Origin of the sequence: Alkalimonas sp., from assembly GCF_020831925.1 — a bacterium.
Taxonomy (GTDB): domain Bacteria; phylum Pseudomonadota; class Gammaproteobacteria; order Enterobacterales; family Alteromonadaceae; genus Alkalimonas.
In genome coordinates, this window is sequence record NZ_JAFIFQ010000019.1 from 13,726 (window position 1) to 30,565 (window position 16,840).

At 50.5% G+C, this 16,840-nt stretch carries 14 protein-coding genes; 10 read left to right on the forward strand and 4 right to left on the reverse strand.

What is annotated here, in order from left to right; translation table 11 throughout:
• Positions 1-16: 16 nt before the first annotated feature.
• Entirely contained in the window at positions 17-1,762 is a 1,746-nt protein-coding gene (locus tag JJU14_RS07800) for an ATP-binding protein (protein WP_228612276.1), read from the reverse strand.
• Between the two features lie 306 nt (positions 1,763-2,068).
• Between JJU14_RS07800 and JJU14_RS07805 the strand changes: the two genes are divergently transcribed.
• From JJU14_RS07805 to ung, 7 genes are all read left to right on the forward strand, one after another.
• Positions 2,069-2,434: a response regulator gene (locus tag JJU14_RS07805; RefSeq protein ID WP_228612278.1), complete on the forward strand. Its 366-nt coding sequence runs from the start codon at positions 2,069-2,071 to the stop codon at positions 2,432-2,434.
• Positions 2,434-3,042, forward strand: coding sequence for a chemotaxis protein CheC (locus JJU14_RS07810; RefSeq protein WP_228612280.1), 609 nt, complete (start codon positions 2,434-2,436; stop codon positions 3,040-3,042). The genes JJU14_RS07805 and JJU14_RS07810 overlap by 1 nt, the downstream gene beginning before the upstream one ends.
• A gap of 66 nt (positions 3,043-3,108) precedes the next feature.
• Positions 3,109-4,080 (forward strand): GGDEF domain-containing protein, encoded by a 972-nt coding sequence (locus tag JJU14_RS07815; protein WP_228612282.1) that lies wholly within the window; start codon positions 3,109-3,111, stop codon positions 4,078-4,080.
• A 316-nt stretch (positions 4,081-4,396) separates the two neighbouring features.
• Positions 4,397-6,856 carry a bifunctional aspartate kinase/homoserine dehydrogenase I gene (gene thrA / locus JJU14_RS07820; protein ID WP_228612284.1) on the forward strand — a complete coding sequence of 820 codons (2,460 nt, stop codon included), beginning with the start codon at positions 4,397-4,399 and terminating at the stop codon, positions 6,854-6,856.
• A 14-nt stretch (positions 6,857-6,870) separates the two neighbouring features.
• Positions 6,871-7,827: a homoserine kinase gene (gene thrB / locus JJU14_RS07825; protein WP_228612286.1), complete on the forward strand. Its 957-nt coding sequence runs from the start codon at positions 6,871-6,873 to the stop codon at positions 7,825-7,827.
• Positions 7,818-9,104: a threonine synthase gene (thrC, locus tag JJU14_RS07830; RefSeq protein ID WP_228612289.1), complete on the forward strand. Its 1,287-nt coding sequence runs from the start codon at positions 7,818-7,820 to the stop codon at positions 9,102-9,104. Before thrB ends, thrC begins: the two co-directional genes overlap by 10 nt.
• Positions 9,097-9,774 (forward strand): uracil-DNA glycosylase, encoded by a 678-nt coding sequence (gene ung / locus JJU14_RS07835; RefSeq protein WP_228612357.1) that lies wholly within the window; start codon positions 9,097-9,099, stop codon positions 9,772-9,774. The genes thrC and ung overlap by 8 nt, the downstream gene beginning before the upstream one ends.
• A 50-nt stretch (positions 9,775-9,824) precedes the next feature.
• Here the strand turns inward: ung and JJU14_RS07840 are convergent, their stop codons facing one another.
• The 3 genes from JJU14_RS07840 to tal form a co-directional block, all read right to left on the reverse strand.
• On the reverse strand, positions 9,825-10,004 hold the full coding sequence (locus JJU14_RS07840) for a DUF3545 family protein (RefSeq protein ID WP_091338045.1): 180 nt from the start codon (positions 10,002-10,004) through the stop codon (positions 9,825-9,827).
• 94 nt (positions 10,005-10,098) lie between these two features.
• Positions 10,099-11,730: a glucose-6-phosphate isomerase gene (gene pgi, locus JJU14_RS07845; protein ID WP_228612291.1), complete on the reverse strand. Its 1,632-nt coding sequence runs from the start codon at positions 11,728-11,730 to the stop codon at positions 10,099-10,101.
• A 25-nt stretch (positions 11,731-11,755) separates the two neighbouring features.
• Entirely contained in the window at positions 11,756-12,706 is a 951-nt protein-coding gene (gene tal, locus JJU14_RS07850) for a transaldolase (RefSeq protein ID WP_228612293.1), read from the reverse strand.
• Between the two features lie 211 nt (positions 12,707-12,917).
• Between tal and JJU14_RS07855 the strand changes: the two genes are divergently transcribed.
• Genes JJU14_RS07855 through JJU14_RS07865 form a run of 3 tightly spaced genes read left to right on the forward strand, consistent with a single transcriptional unit; the run spans position 12,918 to position 16,739 of the window.
• A complete protein-coding gene (locus JJU14_RS07855) occupies positions 12,918-14,564 on the forward strand; it encodes a response regulator (RefSeq protein ID WP_228612295.1) in 1,647 nt (548 codons plus the stop codon).
• 44 nt (positions 14,565-14,608) lie between these two features.
• Complete coding sequence (yaaA, locus tag JJU14_RS07860; protein WP_228612297.1) at positions 14,609-15,385, forward strand: peroxide stress protein YaaA; 777 nt, start codon at positions 14,609-14,611, stop codon at positions 15,383-15,385.
• Positions 15,386-15,440: 55 nt separating this feature from the next.
• A complete protein-coding gene (locus JJU14_RS07865) occupies positions 15,441-16,739 on the forward strand; it encodes an inosine/guanosine kinase (protein ID WP_228612299.1) in 1,299 nt (432 codons plus the stop codon).
• The last annotated feature ends 101 nt before the right edge of the window (positions 16,740-16,840 follow it).

Below are 16,840 nucleotides of genomic sequence, written 5' to 3' on the forward strand. Positions count from 1 at the left end.
TGTTTCTGTGTTGGTGTTAGCTGGCTAATTGTTTTGGAAAGCGGATGTGGTAGTGCAAACCGTTGCCTGGCTCGCTGCTTACTTCAATACTACCTTTCAGCGTTTGGCGGACCAGATTGTAGGTGATATGAGTTCCCAGGCCGCTGCCACCCGCTTCGCGTTTCGTGGTGAAAAACGGATGGAAGAGTTTCTCCAGCTGATCAGCATTGAGTCCTTTGCCATCATCGCTGAAGCGGATATCAATGTCGTTGCCATCCTCCAGCACCGTGATACGAATGTGGCCTTGTTCCTGCTCCTCAAAACCATGGATCAGTGAGTTCATCAGCAAATTGGTAAAGATTTGCGAAATAGCCCCCGCTGGGCAGGTTAGCTTCAGATCTGCCGGGCAGTTCACATCCACCTGATGCTTGGTTTTCTTGAAGTGTGGATGCAAAGAGCGGATTACTTCTTGTATGTAAGTATCCAGCCGGATGGTGCGGATAGCTTCGCTGGTTTGATCGACTGCGATTTGTTTAAAACTGGCGATCAGATCGGATGCTCTGTTTAGATTAGACTCAAGCAGACTGGTTGTTTCACTAGCTTCAGCAATAAATTGCTCCAGGTTTTTTGGTGAGAGTGTTTTTTCCTGATAGGCTTTTTGCAGTGTCTGAATTTTCTCGGCTAAAAAGCTGGTAGCGGTTACGCCGATACCGACCGGTGTATTGACTTCGTGAGTGATGCCTGCCACAAGTCCACCAAGAGCGGCCATTTTCTCCGACTGCACCAGACGGTCTTGAGTTTGCTTTAAATCATCGACCAGATTTTCCAGCTCGGTTTGCTTGTTGCGCAGCGCATGCTCGATATGACGACGGCGTTCGATTTCTTCTTTTAGACTTTGCTGCTTTACTTCAAGCTGTTGCTTTTGCTGCTGTAAATCCATCATGGCTTGGCTGAGGCCTGAGGTTTTGCGCGCCACCTCCTGTTCCAGCACCAAGTTGTGTTGATCCAGCTTTTCATTGCTCACCAACAATTCTTTTTGGGTGCTTTCGAGTTCTGCTTTGTAATCTTGAACCCGACGAATGAGCCGGTTGAAGGCTGTGGTCATTACGCCAAGCTCAACGCTGTTTTGTGCCCGGCCTGCTTCGATACGGGTCCCTTCCAGATGGTCCAGCTCCAGATCTTCAATTTGCTGAGTTAACTCACCAAGCGGTTCTGTCAGGTAACGGCGAAATGCGAATAAAAACAGAATGATTAAGAAGGTGGTTTTCAGCATGGCGTTGCCGATCAGAAAGAAAATACCAATTTTTATCCGATCAATTACAATGGCGCGGCTTGAGAATAAGGTGACATCACCAACCTGGGTAGCACGGCCGGAAAACTCAAAAATCAGCGGGAAGGTATAACCAAAAAGGCCGGACTGTTGCTCAGCGAGTTGAATACCCTCACGGACCAACTCACTGCCATGGCGCTGACTGATGTCAACATGACGACCAAGTTGGGTGATGACGGTGCCGCTATCATCACGCACAATAATACCTTCCACCGCTGGAATAGCCAGTAAACCATCCGCAATCACCAGGGCCTGCTGGGTGTTCAATTCCCAGATCGCACGGGTTAGGCTCCCGGAAAAGGTTTGTTGCAAGGTAGCAAGTTCACTGTTGATATAGCGTTTGGTATTGAAGTATTCAGCACCGATCTGAGCAAGCGTGACCACAAAGGTCAGAATAAAATACACAGATAATACTTTGGTCAGCAGGGTTCTGGATAAACTTCTTTGCTGCATAGATGGTCCTTTAAAAACAGCACGATATTTATTTTTGTCTGGCTTGTTTGCGTGGCAAGCATCAGTATAGCGCCCACCTATGACTATAGCCTAATTTTCAGATTAGTTGCCTGTACCAAGGATAATACTGGGGTGTTTTACTGGTTCCTTTGGTCGCCATAGTTGAACTGTGTTTTTTGCTAAAGTAGCAGAGTTTGTGCCGACTTGCATTGTATTTAGCTTCTGGTTATAGTCGATGAAACACTGCGGGTAACACCAAGAAATTAAAAATAAAATAAGCACTCATAATTAAAAGAGAGCCGTAGAATGAGCTTAACCGCTTTAATTTGTGATGACTCGGTATTAGCACGTAAGCAAGTAAAAAAAAGCTTACCGGAGGGCTTTGCTGCCGACATTCTCACTGCATCCAATGGTCTGGAAGCACTGGATATTCTTAGCTCGCAAGAAGTTGGGGTGGTTTTTCTTGATTTGACCATGCCAGAGTTGGATGGCATCGGTGTGTTGGAAGCCATTAAGGCCCGGCAGCTGAAATGTGTTGTGATTGTGATTTCTGCCGACATTCAACCTGAGATGCAAAAACGAGTAGCTGAACTCGGTGCTTTGGCTTTTATTCAAAAGCCGGTTAACAGCGACAAACTCGCCCACATTATGCACCAGTACGGGTTAATCTAATGACCATGCTGACGCCAGACCAGCAGGACGCATTGCAGGAGCTGATGAATGTTTCCATGGGCTTGGCCAGTGACCAGTTAGCGCGCTTTTTAGATACGCTGGTTCATTTGCAGGTGCCTGCAATGCAGGTGGTTCGAGCCAGTGATATGCCTGCGCAATTGAGAGAGTTGTATGCCGATAAAGAAGCACACCTGATCAGTCAGGGGTTTATTGGTCCAGCTGGCATGCAGGGCGAAGCGATGCTGCTCTACAATCTAAGCAGTGCAAAACAGCTGGCCGCTATTCTGGGTTATCAGCAAAGCGAGGTCAGCGACGCGGAAATGTTGACCGACATCAGCTCCATTCTCACCACCACCTTTTTAAATAGTTTGGCAGCACAGCTAGGTAGCACCTTGTCGTACAGTGCTCCGCGACAACTGAATTGCCAGAACAATCAGCTGGTTGAGCGTCTGCAAGCCTTGGCGAGCCGCTGGAACGTAGCTTTGCAGGTCAATATTCAATATCAAGTGACAGATTATGCTTTTCAATGCGATATGATTTTGCTGATTCCGGGCACTGCTCTGCAGACGCTGCAGCAGCAGCTGGATGATATTTTGCAGGATTATTGATAGGCAAGGGTTTGGGGACACAACAAGTGTGTACAAGCGAGCAGTATTGATAGGCGAGGAGTACGGATGGACGCGCATTGGCTGGCGATGCCGATATTGCAGCAATTAAACAGTGGTGTATTGGTGTTAAGTACAGACTATGGCATCAGCTTTTACAACCAGTTTATTGAGCGTCGGCTCGGTGTACCTTTGGCCGAAGTCCGGCATAAGTCGGTGTTTGATGTGTTTACTGACTTACCGGAAGCCTGGCTGAAACGAAAACTGGATAGTGTTGTGGCGTTAAACGCACCAACCTTTAGTTCCTGGGAGCAGCGCCCTTATGTACTAAAACTGCCACATCTTCGACCTGTCAGTGGTGGCAGCGACTACATGATGCAAAACTGCAGCATGCTACCATTGGTCCATCCCCATACCGGCGAAACCTTTATCTGCTTGCTGATTGAGGACGCCACCGATGTCAGCATTTATCAGCTGGAATTGCAGCGTAATATGCAGGCTTTGCAGCAAGCGAACCGACTGGATGGCCTTACTAAGCTTTACAACCGCAGTTACTGGGAGCAGTTATTGCAATCCGAGGTCTTGCGTGCCAAACGCTATCACCAGCCCTTGTCACTGATTTTGTTTGATTTGGATAAATTCAAACAGCTGAATGATGACTATGGCCACCTGGGTGGAGATTTTGTACTGATTGAGCTGGCCAGTTTCATTCAGAGCCTGTTGCGTGAGTCAGACTTTCTCGGGCGTTATGGCGGGGAAGAGTTCGGGATTATTTTACCGAATACCAGTCAAAGTGGTGCAAACGAAGTCGCAGAGCGGATTTGCCGTCAGGTAGCAGCTCATCAGTTGTTGTTCAATCAGCGTATTATTCGTGCCACCATCAGTTTGGGGGTAGCCGAGCTGAATCCACATCGACATCAGGAAGCTCATGATTTGCTGCAGTGTGCAGACGTAGCTTTGTATGTTTCAAAGCGACAAGGGCGTAACCGAAGCACCAGCTATCGAGATGACTTGCAAAAGGTGCTGCAAAAGGTAAATTAAGATTCAAGCTGATTAACTATTGACAGACGTCTACAAGTCTGTGCATTATGGGCGCTATGAAAAAATTACTGACACTCACTACCACCATTATTATTACCACCACCCTGTCGGGGTAGGAGGTCGGTGGTGCTTTGTCGCCAGAAAACCCGTGACCTCACCCGTCACGGGTTTTTTGTTTTTACCCACAGAGCTTCGGCAAGCAGGCAGGCTTTGGCAGCTTGCAGTGCGAACCTTGATGGGAATAAGGGCATTAAGACCCAAGAGTTGCAACCAGGTTCAAAATAGACCAACAAGTTGAATGATTCAGGAGTAATACATGCGAGTGCTAAAATTTGGCGGGTCTTCGCTGGCTTCAGTCGCACGCTTTCAGGATGTGGCTGCTATTGTTGCAGACAGTGCCCGGCAAACCGAGCTTTGTCTGGTCTTATCTGCGCCGCAAGGCGTAACCAACCTGCTGGTTGAGCTCACCGATCTGGCCTATATGGGAGCCGATTATCAAGATTTGCTGCAAAGCCTGCAGCAGCGCTATCAGCAATTGCTGGATGATGCAGCCATACAGGCCGGTGCTGAGCGACTCACGTCCGTGCAGGTCTTGATGCAAAGCCAGCTGGAGCTGTTAGCACAGCGGTTGCAGGGGGTGCAACTGCTGCGGCACTGCCCTGATCACATCAAAGCGCAATTGCTCGGACTAGGTGAGCAGTTTAGTGTGGCATTGATGCAGGCTCTATTGCAGGTGCAAGGGGTTAAAGTAGCTTTGTTATCGGCCATTGAATGTGTGCGAAGTGAAGGCGATTATCTCAATGCCACTGCCGATATTAAAGGCTCGGAGCAAGCACTGAAAGCGGCTATCGCCGCTTCGCCAGCTCAGGTATACCTGCTGGCTGGTTTTGTATCCAGCAATGCACAGGGGGAAACTTGTTTGCTGGGGCGCAATGGCTCAGATTACTCGGCTGCCATCATTGCAGCCAGTATTCAGGCAAATGCTTGTGAAATCTGGACCGATGTCGATGGTGTCTACAGTGCGGATCCGCGTCAGGTGAAGCAAACGCAGTTGATTGAACGTTTATCGTACGATGAAGCCATGGAGCTGTCTTATTTCGGTGCCAAGGTTTTGCACCCTAAAACCATAGGTCCGCTGGCTCGCTATGGCATTCCCTGCTATATCAAAAATACCCTGAATCCGTCAGCACCTGGCACCTGTATTGCCAGTCAGGGCGATGGAGAGTCGCTGGTGAAAGGTATTTCCAGCTTGCAGCATCTGGCACTTATAACGGTATCTGGCCCTGGTCTTAAAGGTGTGGTTGGTATGGCCAGCCGGGTTTTTGCCACTATGGCTCGGGCCAATATTTCGGTGAACCTTATCACCCAGTCCTCATCCGAGTTCAGCATCAGCTTTTGTGTGCCTCAACTGCACTTAACCGCAGCGCAAAAAGCGCTGGAAGCTGAATTTGAACTTGAACTGCAAAACAACCTGCTGCGGCCTTTGGATATTGCAGCTGATATGGCCATTGTCAGCCTGGTCGGAGATGGCATGCGCCAGCATAAAGGGGTTGCGGCAAAATTCTTCGCCTCGCTGGCACAAGCCCGGGTCAACGTAGTGGCCATTGCGCAGGACAGCAGTGAGCGCTCTATTTCTGCCGTGGTGGCACAGTCGTCCTGCCAGGATGCGGTCAAAGTCTGTCATGAAAACTTTTTCAGTCACATTCCCAGCATCGATGTGTTTTTAGTCGGTTGTGGGGTGGTGGGGGCCGAGCTATTGGCGCAGATCAAACGGCAGCAGGCTTTCCTGCAGCAGCGCCATGTCAAACTGAAAGTCTATGGCATTGCCAACAGTCAGCAATTGCTGCTGCAGCCCGACGGTGTCGATTTAGCCGAGTGGCAATCGCAGTTAGCGCAAAGTAAACATAGCTTTTCTTTGCAGACGCTCAATCAGTTTGTACAGGAACAGCACCTGATCAATCCCGTGCTGGTTGATTGCACCAGTGCTGAAGCCATTGCGGGCCAATACGCCGACTTCCTGGCGGCTGGCTTTCATGTGGTCACCCCGAACAAAAAAGCCAATACTGCCAGCATGGCGTATTACCGTCAGCTGCGTCAAACTGCCCAGCAGCATCGCCGCCGCTTTTTATATGAAACCACTGTCGGTGCCGGTTTGCCAGTGATTGATACCTTACAAGGGTTGCTGAATGCCGGTGACGAGCTGTTGGCTTTTGAAGGTATTTTGTCCGGTTCTTTATCGTACATTTTCGGCATGCTGGAACAAGGGTTGAGCTTGTCCGAAGTGACTTTGAAAGCCAAGGCTATGGGTTTCACTGAGCCAGATCCGCGGGATGACCTATCCGGTATGGATGTGGCGCGTAAGCTGCTTATCATGGCGCGGGAGTCAGGTCTGGAGCTGGAGCTGGACCAGGTGGAGGTGGAGTCGGTGTTGCCGGCAGATTTTAATGCCTCTGGTTCCATCGACGACTTTTTAACCCGGCTGCCACAAGCCGATGCTGCTTTTGCTGAGCGGGTTGCTGCTGCCAAAGCCGAAGGCAAGGTGCTGCGCTATATTGGTCAAATCCGTGATGGCAAGTGTCAGGTGGCTATCAAGGCGTTGGCTGATGATCATCCACTGTCAAAAGTTAAAGATGGTGAAAATGCGTTGGCTATTCACAGCCGTTATTACCAACCGATCCCTTTTGTGCTGCGTGGTTATGGCGCGGGGGCGGCGGTAACTTCGGCCGGAGTGTTTAGTGATATTCTGCGGACCTTGTCCTGGCAGCAGGAAGTTTGAGCGGAGCCATCAGCATGACACAGTATTATTATGCACCGGCATCCACCGGGAATTTTAGCGCAGGCTTTGATTTGCTTGGTGCCGCTTTTGAACCGGTCAATGGGCAGGTGCTCGGCGATGTGCTGGCAATTCGCGGTGAAAGCGCCACAACTACATTAAGTCTCAGTGGGCGTTATCAACATCAACTGCCCACCGACAGCTCTGACAATCTGATTTTACGCTGCTATCAGTTGTTCCAACAACGTGTCGGTAAAACTCTGCCGGGACTGGATCTGCATCTGTACAAAGAGCTGCCGGTCGGCAGTGGACTTGGCTCCAGTGCCTGCTCTATAGTAGTGGCCTGTTTCGCCTTTAATCATTATTTTGCTGAGCCATTAAGCCAGGCAGAGTTGTTGCAGTTGATGGCAGAAGCGGAAGGTGGCGTCAGTGGCTCCGTCCATTATGACAATGTGGCACCATCCTATTTAGGTGGTTTACAGTTGATGCTGCCAGGTAGTGCCAATTTGTGCCGGAACTTGCCTTGGTTTGACCACTGGCAGGTGGTACTCAGCTATCCTGGTACCACGCTTTCAACCAAAGCGGCCAGAGCTGCCATACCAGCGCAATTGCCGCTGAAAACCAGTATTGAATTCGCCGCAGGCCTTAGCCGTTTTGTTTCGGCTTTGTATTGTCAGGACGAAGTAGAAGCCATAGCGGCATTGCACGATGTGGTGGCAGAGCCAGCCCGCGCTTTGCTGATGCCCGAGCTACCCGCGTTGCGTCAGGCTTTAACAGAGTTGGGCGTTGCCCATGTTGGTATTTCCGGTGCTGGTCCTACGGTATTTGCGCTCTGTCAATCGGAGCAGATCGCCGCAAAGGCTGCCGCTTATCTGGCTAGCCATTATGAAAAAAATCAGGATGCGATGACGCATATTTGTCGACTGGCCTCAGCAGGGGCTCGAGTAGTGAAGGATCCAACCCAATGCAGTTAGTGAATTTAAAAGTTGCCAGTGATCAAGTCAGTTTTTTGCAGGCAGTACGAACTGGCCTCGGCCAACAACAGGGGTTGTTTTTCCCCACCCACTGGCCAAAGCTGGATTGTGAGGCTTTGTTAGCGTTGCCCTTGGTAGAGCGCAGCAGTGAAATCATGCAAGCCTTGTTTGGTGATGAACTATCGCCGGATGAAATTCAGCAGATGGTGCAGCAGGCTTTTACCTTCCCCGCGCCTCTTCAGCTGGTGAAAGAAGATCTGTATTGTCTGGAACTCTTTCATGGCCCAACGTTGGCGTTCAAAGACTTTGGTGGGCGCTTTATGGCGCAGGCTCTGGCCAAAGCGCAACAACAGCAAAAAGTGACCATAGTGACAGCGACGTCCGGCGATACCGGCGCTGCGGTAGCACAAGCTTTCTATCGTCAGCCTGGTGTGCAAGTAGTGATTCTGTACCCTAAAGGTAAGATCAGCAGCCTGCAGGAAAAGCTGTTTTCTACCTTGGGTGAGAACATTACCAGTGTTGCCATTGAAGGGGACTTTGATCAATGTCAGGCGTTGGTAAAGCAGGTGTTCGATCAGAAAGAGTTAGTGCAGCGGTTGAATATCAACTCGGCCAACTCGATCAATATTAGTCGTTTACTGGCACAGGTTTGCTATTACTTTGAAGCCTTGGCTCAGCTGCCGGCCGAGCGGCGTAAGGATGTGGTATTTGCTGTACCGAGCGGTAATTTTGGCAATGTTACCGCGGGTTTGATTGCGAAGGCGCTTGGGTTGCCATTTAAGCGCATGGTGGCTGCAACCAATATCAACGACACAGTGCCTCGTTACTGGCGGGATGGACAGTGGCTGCCTAAGCGTACTCAGGCCACTTTATCCAATGCGATGGATATCAGTGCACCGAACAACTGGCCGCGGGTCGAAGCGCTGATCGAGCAAGGCGTCATTCAGCGTGAGGCGCTTGAAGCCATGGCGGTCGATGAAGACGACACCCAGCTGGGCATGCGGCAGCTTGCAGCCGATGGATACATCAGTGAGCCTCATGCTGCGGTCGCTTACAAGGCACTCAAGCGTTCGCTGCAACCTGGCGAGATTGGTGTTTTTCTTGGTACGGCGCATCCTGCTAAGTTTAAAGAGCAAGTGGAAAATATTTTGGGGTGTCCCATCGCCTTGCCTCCGGCGTTGGCCAAGTGTCAGGCCGAACCTAGCCTGAGCAAAGAACTACCCGCTGACTTTGCGGCCTTGGAGCAGTTGCTGAATGAGCTTGAATCCAATGCCTGAATGGCAGGATGTCTTGGGGGCTGAGAAGCATCAGCCCTATTTTCAAAACATCATGCAGCAGGTGCAAGCCGCGCGGGCAGCTGGCCAGGTGATTTACCCGCCAGAAAAAGAAGTCTTCAGTGCTTTTAAGTTGACTCGTTTTGCCGATTTAAAAGTGGTGATTCTGGGGCAAGACCCATACCATGGACCAAATCAGGCGCATGGCTTGGCTTTTTCGGTGCGGCCTGGTGTGGCTGTGCCGCCTTCGTTGCGTAACATGTACAAAGAGTTGGCACAAGAGTATTCGGACTATCAGATCCCTGCCCACGGGTACCTGAAAGCATGGGCTGAGCAGGGTGTACTCTTGCTGAATACAGCGCTGACGGTGGTGGCCAATCAGGCCAACTCGCACCGTGATTTAGGCTGGGAGCAGTTTACCGATAAGGTCATAGCCGCAATTAGTACTGAGGCGCAGCATGTGGTGTTTTTACTCTGGGGGTCGCATGCAATTCGCAAAGCGAGTCTGATTAACTGTCAGCAGCATACGGTGCTGACAGCGCCACATCCATCACCCTTATCGGCCTACCGGGGTTTCTTTGGTTGCAATCACTTTGTACAAGCCAATGAAGCACTCATAGCCAGTGGTCAACAGCCGATTGATTGGCAGTTGCCATTGCAAGTTGCGTTGTGAAACGAGCTTATCAATAAAAACGCCCACATCCTGCGATGTGGGCGTTTTTATTAAAATAACTCGATGTCATCCAGCTCGGGTTCGATGGTCCAGTCCATGTCAGCCAGTTCGCGTTTTAACCGTTGCCGCTCTTTCATGGCCTCGATTTCCCGCCATTTTCGTTTACCCGTACCACGCGCTTTTTGCGCCGGACGTTCCAACATATTCAGTAAGTCTTCGAAGCTTTCCATTAAGCTGCCTCTCTGATGTTGTTGTTATTTTCAACAAAGATGTACCATAGACGACGCTAAAAATAAAGGTTCAGAGTGACAGCCTGATGACATTTTACCCTATTTTGCTACTGGTCAGATGTCTTTGCAGGCTGGACATCAGGGCCGAAGTGGAGCTGTCAAAGTTCTCAGATTTACCATTAAGTGATTGATAAATAGGGCCGGATAGCTGTTTTCCAAGCTCAACACCCCATTGATCAAAGGAATTAAGCTGCCAAATAGCCCCTTGGCAAAACACTTTGTGCTCGTACAAGGCAAGCAAGGCTCCCAAATAAAAGGGGGACAGCTCCGGCAGCAGCATGGTATTGCTTGGTTTATTACCCGGTGACGCTTTGTGCGGGGCTAGTCTGTTGGCCTGTTCTTCACTCAAGCCCTGTGCCAAACACTCTGCTTTGGCTTCCTCGATGGTTTTACCTTGCATCAGCGCCTGGGTTTGGGCAAAGCAATGGGCCGCCAGCCGCAGGTGGTGATCTGCCAGCTGGTGCTGAGGTTTGGCAGCCAGAATAAAGTCGGCAGGGATAACCAGTTGGCTTTGATGCAGCAGCTGGTGATAGGCATGCTGACCATTGGTGCCGGCGTCGCCCCAAATCACAGGCGCCGTGGCGCAAGCAAGCGGTTGTCCGTCATGATCTACCTGTTTGCCGTTGCTTTCCATATCCAGTTGTTGCACATAAGAGGGCAGCAGACGCAGATAATGATTGTAAGGCAGCAAGGCCTGGCTTTGACAGCCCATACCGTTGATGTACCAAATGCCAAGCAGTGCCAATACCACTGGCATGTTGTTGCTTAGATCAGCCTGCAGAAAGTGTTGATCCATGGCATGGGCACCGGCCAGGAATTGGTCAAACTGTGCATTGCCAAGCTGCAAAGCCAGCGGCAGACCAATGGCCGACCAGATGGAATAACGGCCACCCACCCAGTCCCACATCGGCAGGATGTGCTCTGGCACAATACCAAACTCAGCGGCAGCCTTGATATTGGAGCTGGTTGCCCAAAAATGCCGGGCAATCGCAGCCTGATCAGCACCATGGTCTAGGAACCATTGCCGCAGAGTCAGCGCATTCTGCCGGGTTTCTTCGGTCCCGAAGGATTTGGATGCGACCACCACCAAGCAGGTTTCCGGGTTCAGGGTCTTGCAGATATCATGCACCACAGCGCCATCAATGTTGCCGGCAAAGTGGAGTTTCACCGGACTCTGGTTGAAGGGACTGAGCGCTTCACAGGTCATTTGTGGGCCGAGCAAGGAACCACCAATACCGACCCAGATTAAATCTGTAATGGGTTTGCCCTTATAGCCAAGGTAGCTCTGTGTATTGAGTTGATTGACCAGCGCTGTCATCTGCTGACGGCACATACGGATTTCTTCAGCGATAGCCTGATCTTCCAGCGCCGTTAAAGCGTGGTCCGGTAAACGCAAGCGCATATGGCCTACACTGCGCTGTTCGGTATGATTGATGGCTTCACCGGCCACCATGCGTGAGCACAGCTGGCGCAGCTCACTCTGCTCTGCTAATGCCAGCAGCTGTTGCCAGCGCTTGCTATTGATCAGGTTTTTGGAATAATCCAGCTCAATGTCACAGGCGTTAAGCCGGAAGCGCTGAGCGCGCTCCGGATCGTCTGAAAAGGCCTGCCGTAATGAAAAGGGCTCAGATGCCAGTTGCTGCAGAGCCTGCCAGGGGGCGCTCATAATGTAATCCTTCTGCAATGGTTAGTTATAGTTGCTGCTTTAACAGTTGCTCCAGTTTGCACTGATCAGCCGCAAATTTACGGATGCCTTCCGCTAGCTTTTCGGTGGCCATAGCGTCTTCATTCAATGCCCAACGAAAGGCGGCTTCCGTCATCGGTGATGGCTGCGGTGACGAGGCACCATGATCCTGCAAATAGACCGTAAGCTCACCTTGTTGTTGATCCAGTTCCTGCAGCAGGGCAGGGCTAATAGTCAGGCGATCGCAACCAGCTAATGCCAGTACTTCACCGGTATTGCGAAAGCTGGCACCCATCACAATGGTGGCATAACCGTGTTTTTTGAAGTAGTGGTAGATTTCCCGTACCGATAACACACCAGGATCAGTTTCAGCGGTATAGTCCTTACCTGTAGCTGCCTTATACCAGTCCAGAATACGGCCGACAAAAGGTGAAATCAAAAAGACACCGGCTTCGGCACAGGCTATGGCCTGTGCCTTATGGAACAGTAAAGTTAAGTTGCACTGAATGCCTTCCTGCTCCAATACCCGGGCTGCCTGTATGCCTTCCCAGGTGGAGGCAATTTTAATCAAAACCCGCTCTGGTCCCACCCCATTTTCCTGGTAAAGCGCAATCAACTGTCGGGCCTTATCAATGGTAGCTTGCGTATCAAAGGACAAACGGGCATCCACTTCGGTTGAGACCCGACCCGGTACCAGCTTACTGATGGCCGTGCCGATATCCACTGCAAACTTATCGCAGGCCAGTTGCAGCTGGCCCTGGCTATTCTGAGCCTTCGCTTTGGCATAATGAATAGCATTGTCGAGCATGGATTGGCTGGATACTTGCTGACTGGCATTCAGCAACAGGGATGGGTTGGTGGTGGCATCCACTGGTTTAAACTGCGCGATGGAATCCAGATCACCGGTATCTGCAACCACGGTGGTAACGGCTTTTAGCTGATCAAGTAGCGTGCTCATATTGTTTAATTACCATCATTTTTGGCCGAAAAACTGTTTTTCAGCGTTTATCATAAATTAATGTAGGAAAATTACAACACAACCGTTGCCTTCCCTGCGGTTTGATTTGGTTCTGCGGCAAAAGCCATTGCGCAGACAAGCCGATATTACTATAGTGCGGTTATGGGCCGACAGGCGCTGCTCTAACCGGGAAACTTATCACAGGACGTCCATGATTTTCCAAAGCAGTTTTTACCAAACCAAACGTATTCTGCTGGTCGATGATTGCGAACCCATTCGTGCATCCATTCGTGGCATGCTACAGCAGATTGGTTTCGAACACATTACGGCCGTAGCTGATGCCAGTGCTGCACTTGAAAAAGCAGAGCTTCACAGCTTTGATTTTATTCTAGCTGACTTTCAGCTGGGTGATGGTTTAAATGGTGCTCAGCTGTTTGATGCTCTCAAGAAACGTGAGCTTTTAAAAGCGGGTTGTTGTTTCGCCATGCTCAGTGCCGAATCGATGCGACAAGCGGTTTTTGGTCTGTGTGATCGGCAACCCGATTGCTACATTCAAAAACCCTTTACATACCTTACGCTGGAAAAGCGACTGGCCAGAGCGATGCAGCAAAGGTTGGTGGTACGGAAAGTTTTTCAGGCTTTGCCAAATGCACCTGATGTAGCTCTGGCTGAGTGCGATCGGGTTGTCAGAGAGTACCCTCCGCATGCGCTGTACGCGCTGCGCTTAAAAGGCGAATTATTGCTGCAGCATAAACAGCCCCAGCTGGCAGCGCAATTGTACCAGCAAATTTTACAAAGCAGAGAGCTCAGTTGGGCACTTTTGGGTCATGCGATTGCTCAGTTCCAGCTTGGCGATCTGGATCAGGCCAGCAATATGCTGTTGGTGCTCAGTAAAGCAGAAGAAACCAGACCAGAAGCACTGGATTGGTTGATCCGTCTGGCGTTACTGCAACAGCAACCTGAGCAGGCCTTGTTGCATTGTCAGGAGTTAGCACGTTCGTTACCTCAATCGGTCGAAGTGCTGCAGGTGCAAGCTGCTTTAGCCAGTCTTTGCCAGCAACTGGATGAGGCGATACGCTGCTGGCAAAAAGCCAGCCAGCAGCATCGTTATAGTGTGCTCGATTCGGCTCAACACTATTTAAACCCTGCGCGTATGTTGCTGCTAAAAGCGATGCAAAGCAAGTCGCTGAAATTGGATCCTTTGCTAAGTAAAGCTGAAGAGTCCTTGCAAGCCATTCCGAAACGCTTTTTGACCGAGACGTTGCAACCTGAACTCTTGTTGGTGCAAGCCCGTATTGCTCTGTTGCAAGGTAAATTGCATCAGGCGAAGCAGTGGCTGGCAGAAGCAGAGCAGGGAGATGTAAGCAGCTGGTCGGTTGCTGCGTTCATCGATCTGGCGTTGGCAAAGTTGGCCATGGCTGATGTTAAGCAAGCCGACGCAGTCATGGAGCGACTGCAGCAGCATAGCTTCTCGGGCGGGCTAACCGGGTCGGTTGATTTGGCATACAGCCAGTACTGGCAGCAGCAGATCCCAAAACTTTGGAAAACAGCCAAAGGATTTATGCAACAGGGGCAGCTGGATTATCGGGAGCAGTCGTTTCATCAGGCTTTGAGCCGGCTATGGCAAGCATTTCTGTATCTGCCGGGCAACAGCAATCTAGCGTTAAGCTTATGGCAGACACTTGCTAGCTTGCCAGCAAGCAATAAATTGCAAGCTGTTGCCAGTGTGCTGTGCCAGGTGCTGCAGCAAAGCCAGTTGGACCAGGCAGGGCAGCAACGTTTTGCAGCCTTGCACCAGCAACTTTTGGCTCATTACAAATTACCGGCACTGTCGCTTCCGTCAGCCTCGGCAGGCTAGATAACGACGAGGCTAAGTGCTGATAACCAAGAGGAATAAACAGAATGCTGATGGTGATTTCTCCTGCCAAGGATCTAGCCATGCAACGCCAAGCTCCAGTTGAGGAGCGGACTGAGCCGGCCATGCTGGCTGATGCTAAGCAGCTGATTGACATTTGCCGGGATCTAACCCCGGTGGATATTGCCAAACTAATGAAGCTGAGTGATAAGTTGGCAGGCCTGAATGCTGCCCGTTTCGCAGATTGGCAGCTGCCTTTTACCAGAGACAATGCCAGCCCAGCGTTATTTGCTTTTAATGGGGATGTCTATCAAGGCCTGGATGCAAGTAGTCTGACGCCAGAGGATCTAAAATTTGCACAGCAGCACTTACGGATTTTAAGTGGCCTGTATGGGGTGCTGCGGCCGCTTGATTTAATGCAGGCCTACCGTCTGGAAATGGGTACCCGCCTGAAAAATCCAGCGGGTGAGACGCTCTATGCCTTCTGGCAGGATAGGATCAGTGAACAACTAAATCAGCAACTTGATGAGCTTGGCTCCGAGTTGTTACTTAACCTGGCGTCGCAAGAATATTTTAAAGCAGTGAAACCTAAAGCTTTGCAGGCCAAGGTGTTGAATGTGCAATTTAAGGATTGCAAAAATGGCCAATACAAGGTGATCAGCTTTTATGCAAAAAAAGCCCGGGGCATGATGGCTCGTTATGTGATTACCAATCGGGTCAAGACGGCTGAGCAACTGCAGAGCTTTCATAGCGGTGGTTATTATTTCAGTCAGCAAGAGTCCAGTGCCAGCGAGCTGGTTTTCCTGCGCGATGAAGTAGCCTGAAGCCTGGCAATCAAGTACACTAGCGCCCCTTTTTGCGCCAGAGGCAGCTCTTAAGATGAAGTTTCCAGGTCATCGTAAAATCAAACATTACTTTCCGGTGTCGGCTCCTAAACCGGAATTACCTCGTTTTGAGGTGGATCCAAGGCGCGATACCTATGTAGTAGGGCTGGATCAGGTGATTGTTGATGTGGTTGCCAAAGTCGATGATACTTTTTTGCAGCAACACGGCATTGGCAAGGGGTTGTCCAATCTGGTTGAACATGACAAAGCCGATCGCATTTATCAGCAGTTGTTGAGTCTGGGTGCTATTTCCGATCACTTTGCTGGTGGCACCATCGGCAACACGGTACACAATTACTCCGTGCTGGCAGATGATAAATCGGTGTTGCTTGGTGTGATGTCGGCCAACATTACTCTGGGCTCACCGGCCTATCATTATCTTTGCCATACCAGCAGCAAGGTAGATTTAAACCATTTGCAAGCGGTTAAGGGCGATGTTGGCCGGGGTATTACTCTGATCACGCCGGATGGCGAGCGTACTTTTGTGATAGACCCAGGCGACATGGATCAGCTAACAGCCTCCGGCATTCCGGCTGAGCTGGTGACCAATGCCTCCGCACTGGTGCTAAGTGCCTATCCGCTTCGTGCCAGCGGTCAACCTATCATCGCTGCGATGGAGCATAGCTTCCAACTGGCTAATAAAGCTGAGGTGCCAGTGGTGATGAGCCTGGGCACTCGTCATCTGGTAGAGGAGCTGCGCAGCAGCATTCAGCAAACGGCCAGCCAGCATGTACAAATTCTGGCAATGAACGAGCAAGAGGCCGAGGCACTTACCGGCCAGGCTGACCCGCTTTTGGCCGCTGAAGCGATCCTGGAATGGGTTGATATGGTGCTGATTACTGCCGGCGCTGACGGGCTCTACTTATGTGGCTACACCGATGAAACACTTAAGCGCGAAACCAGCCATCCGATCAAATCAGGCAGTCTGGCCGACTTCAACCGGTATGAATTCAGTCGGCCTATGCTGCGGCGTGATTGCCGTCAGCCGCTGAAAGTCTATTCGCATATTGATCCATACCTTGGTGGACCAGAGCGCATTGCCAACACCAATGGTGCTGGTGATGGTGCTTTAGCGGCCTTACTGCACGATATGGCAGCCAATCATCATCATCGTCAGTTGCAGCCAATGTCGAGTAAACATGAGCAACCCTATTTGGCGTATTCTTCTTTTGCTCAGATTTGTAAATATGCCAACAGGGTGAGTTACGAGATCCTGGTGCAATACGCCTCCAGGCTCAGCAAGGGTTTGCCTGAGCGCGAAGACAGTCTGGAAGAGGCTTACTGGGAGCGCTAACGGATGCCTCTTATGAATCATTCCGGATAAAGACGAACTCAGTTGCTGTTTGCTGTAATCTTGGCTAAGTTGTTTATAAACTCAATGAGTGCTGGGGGATA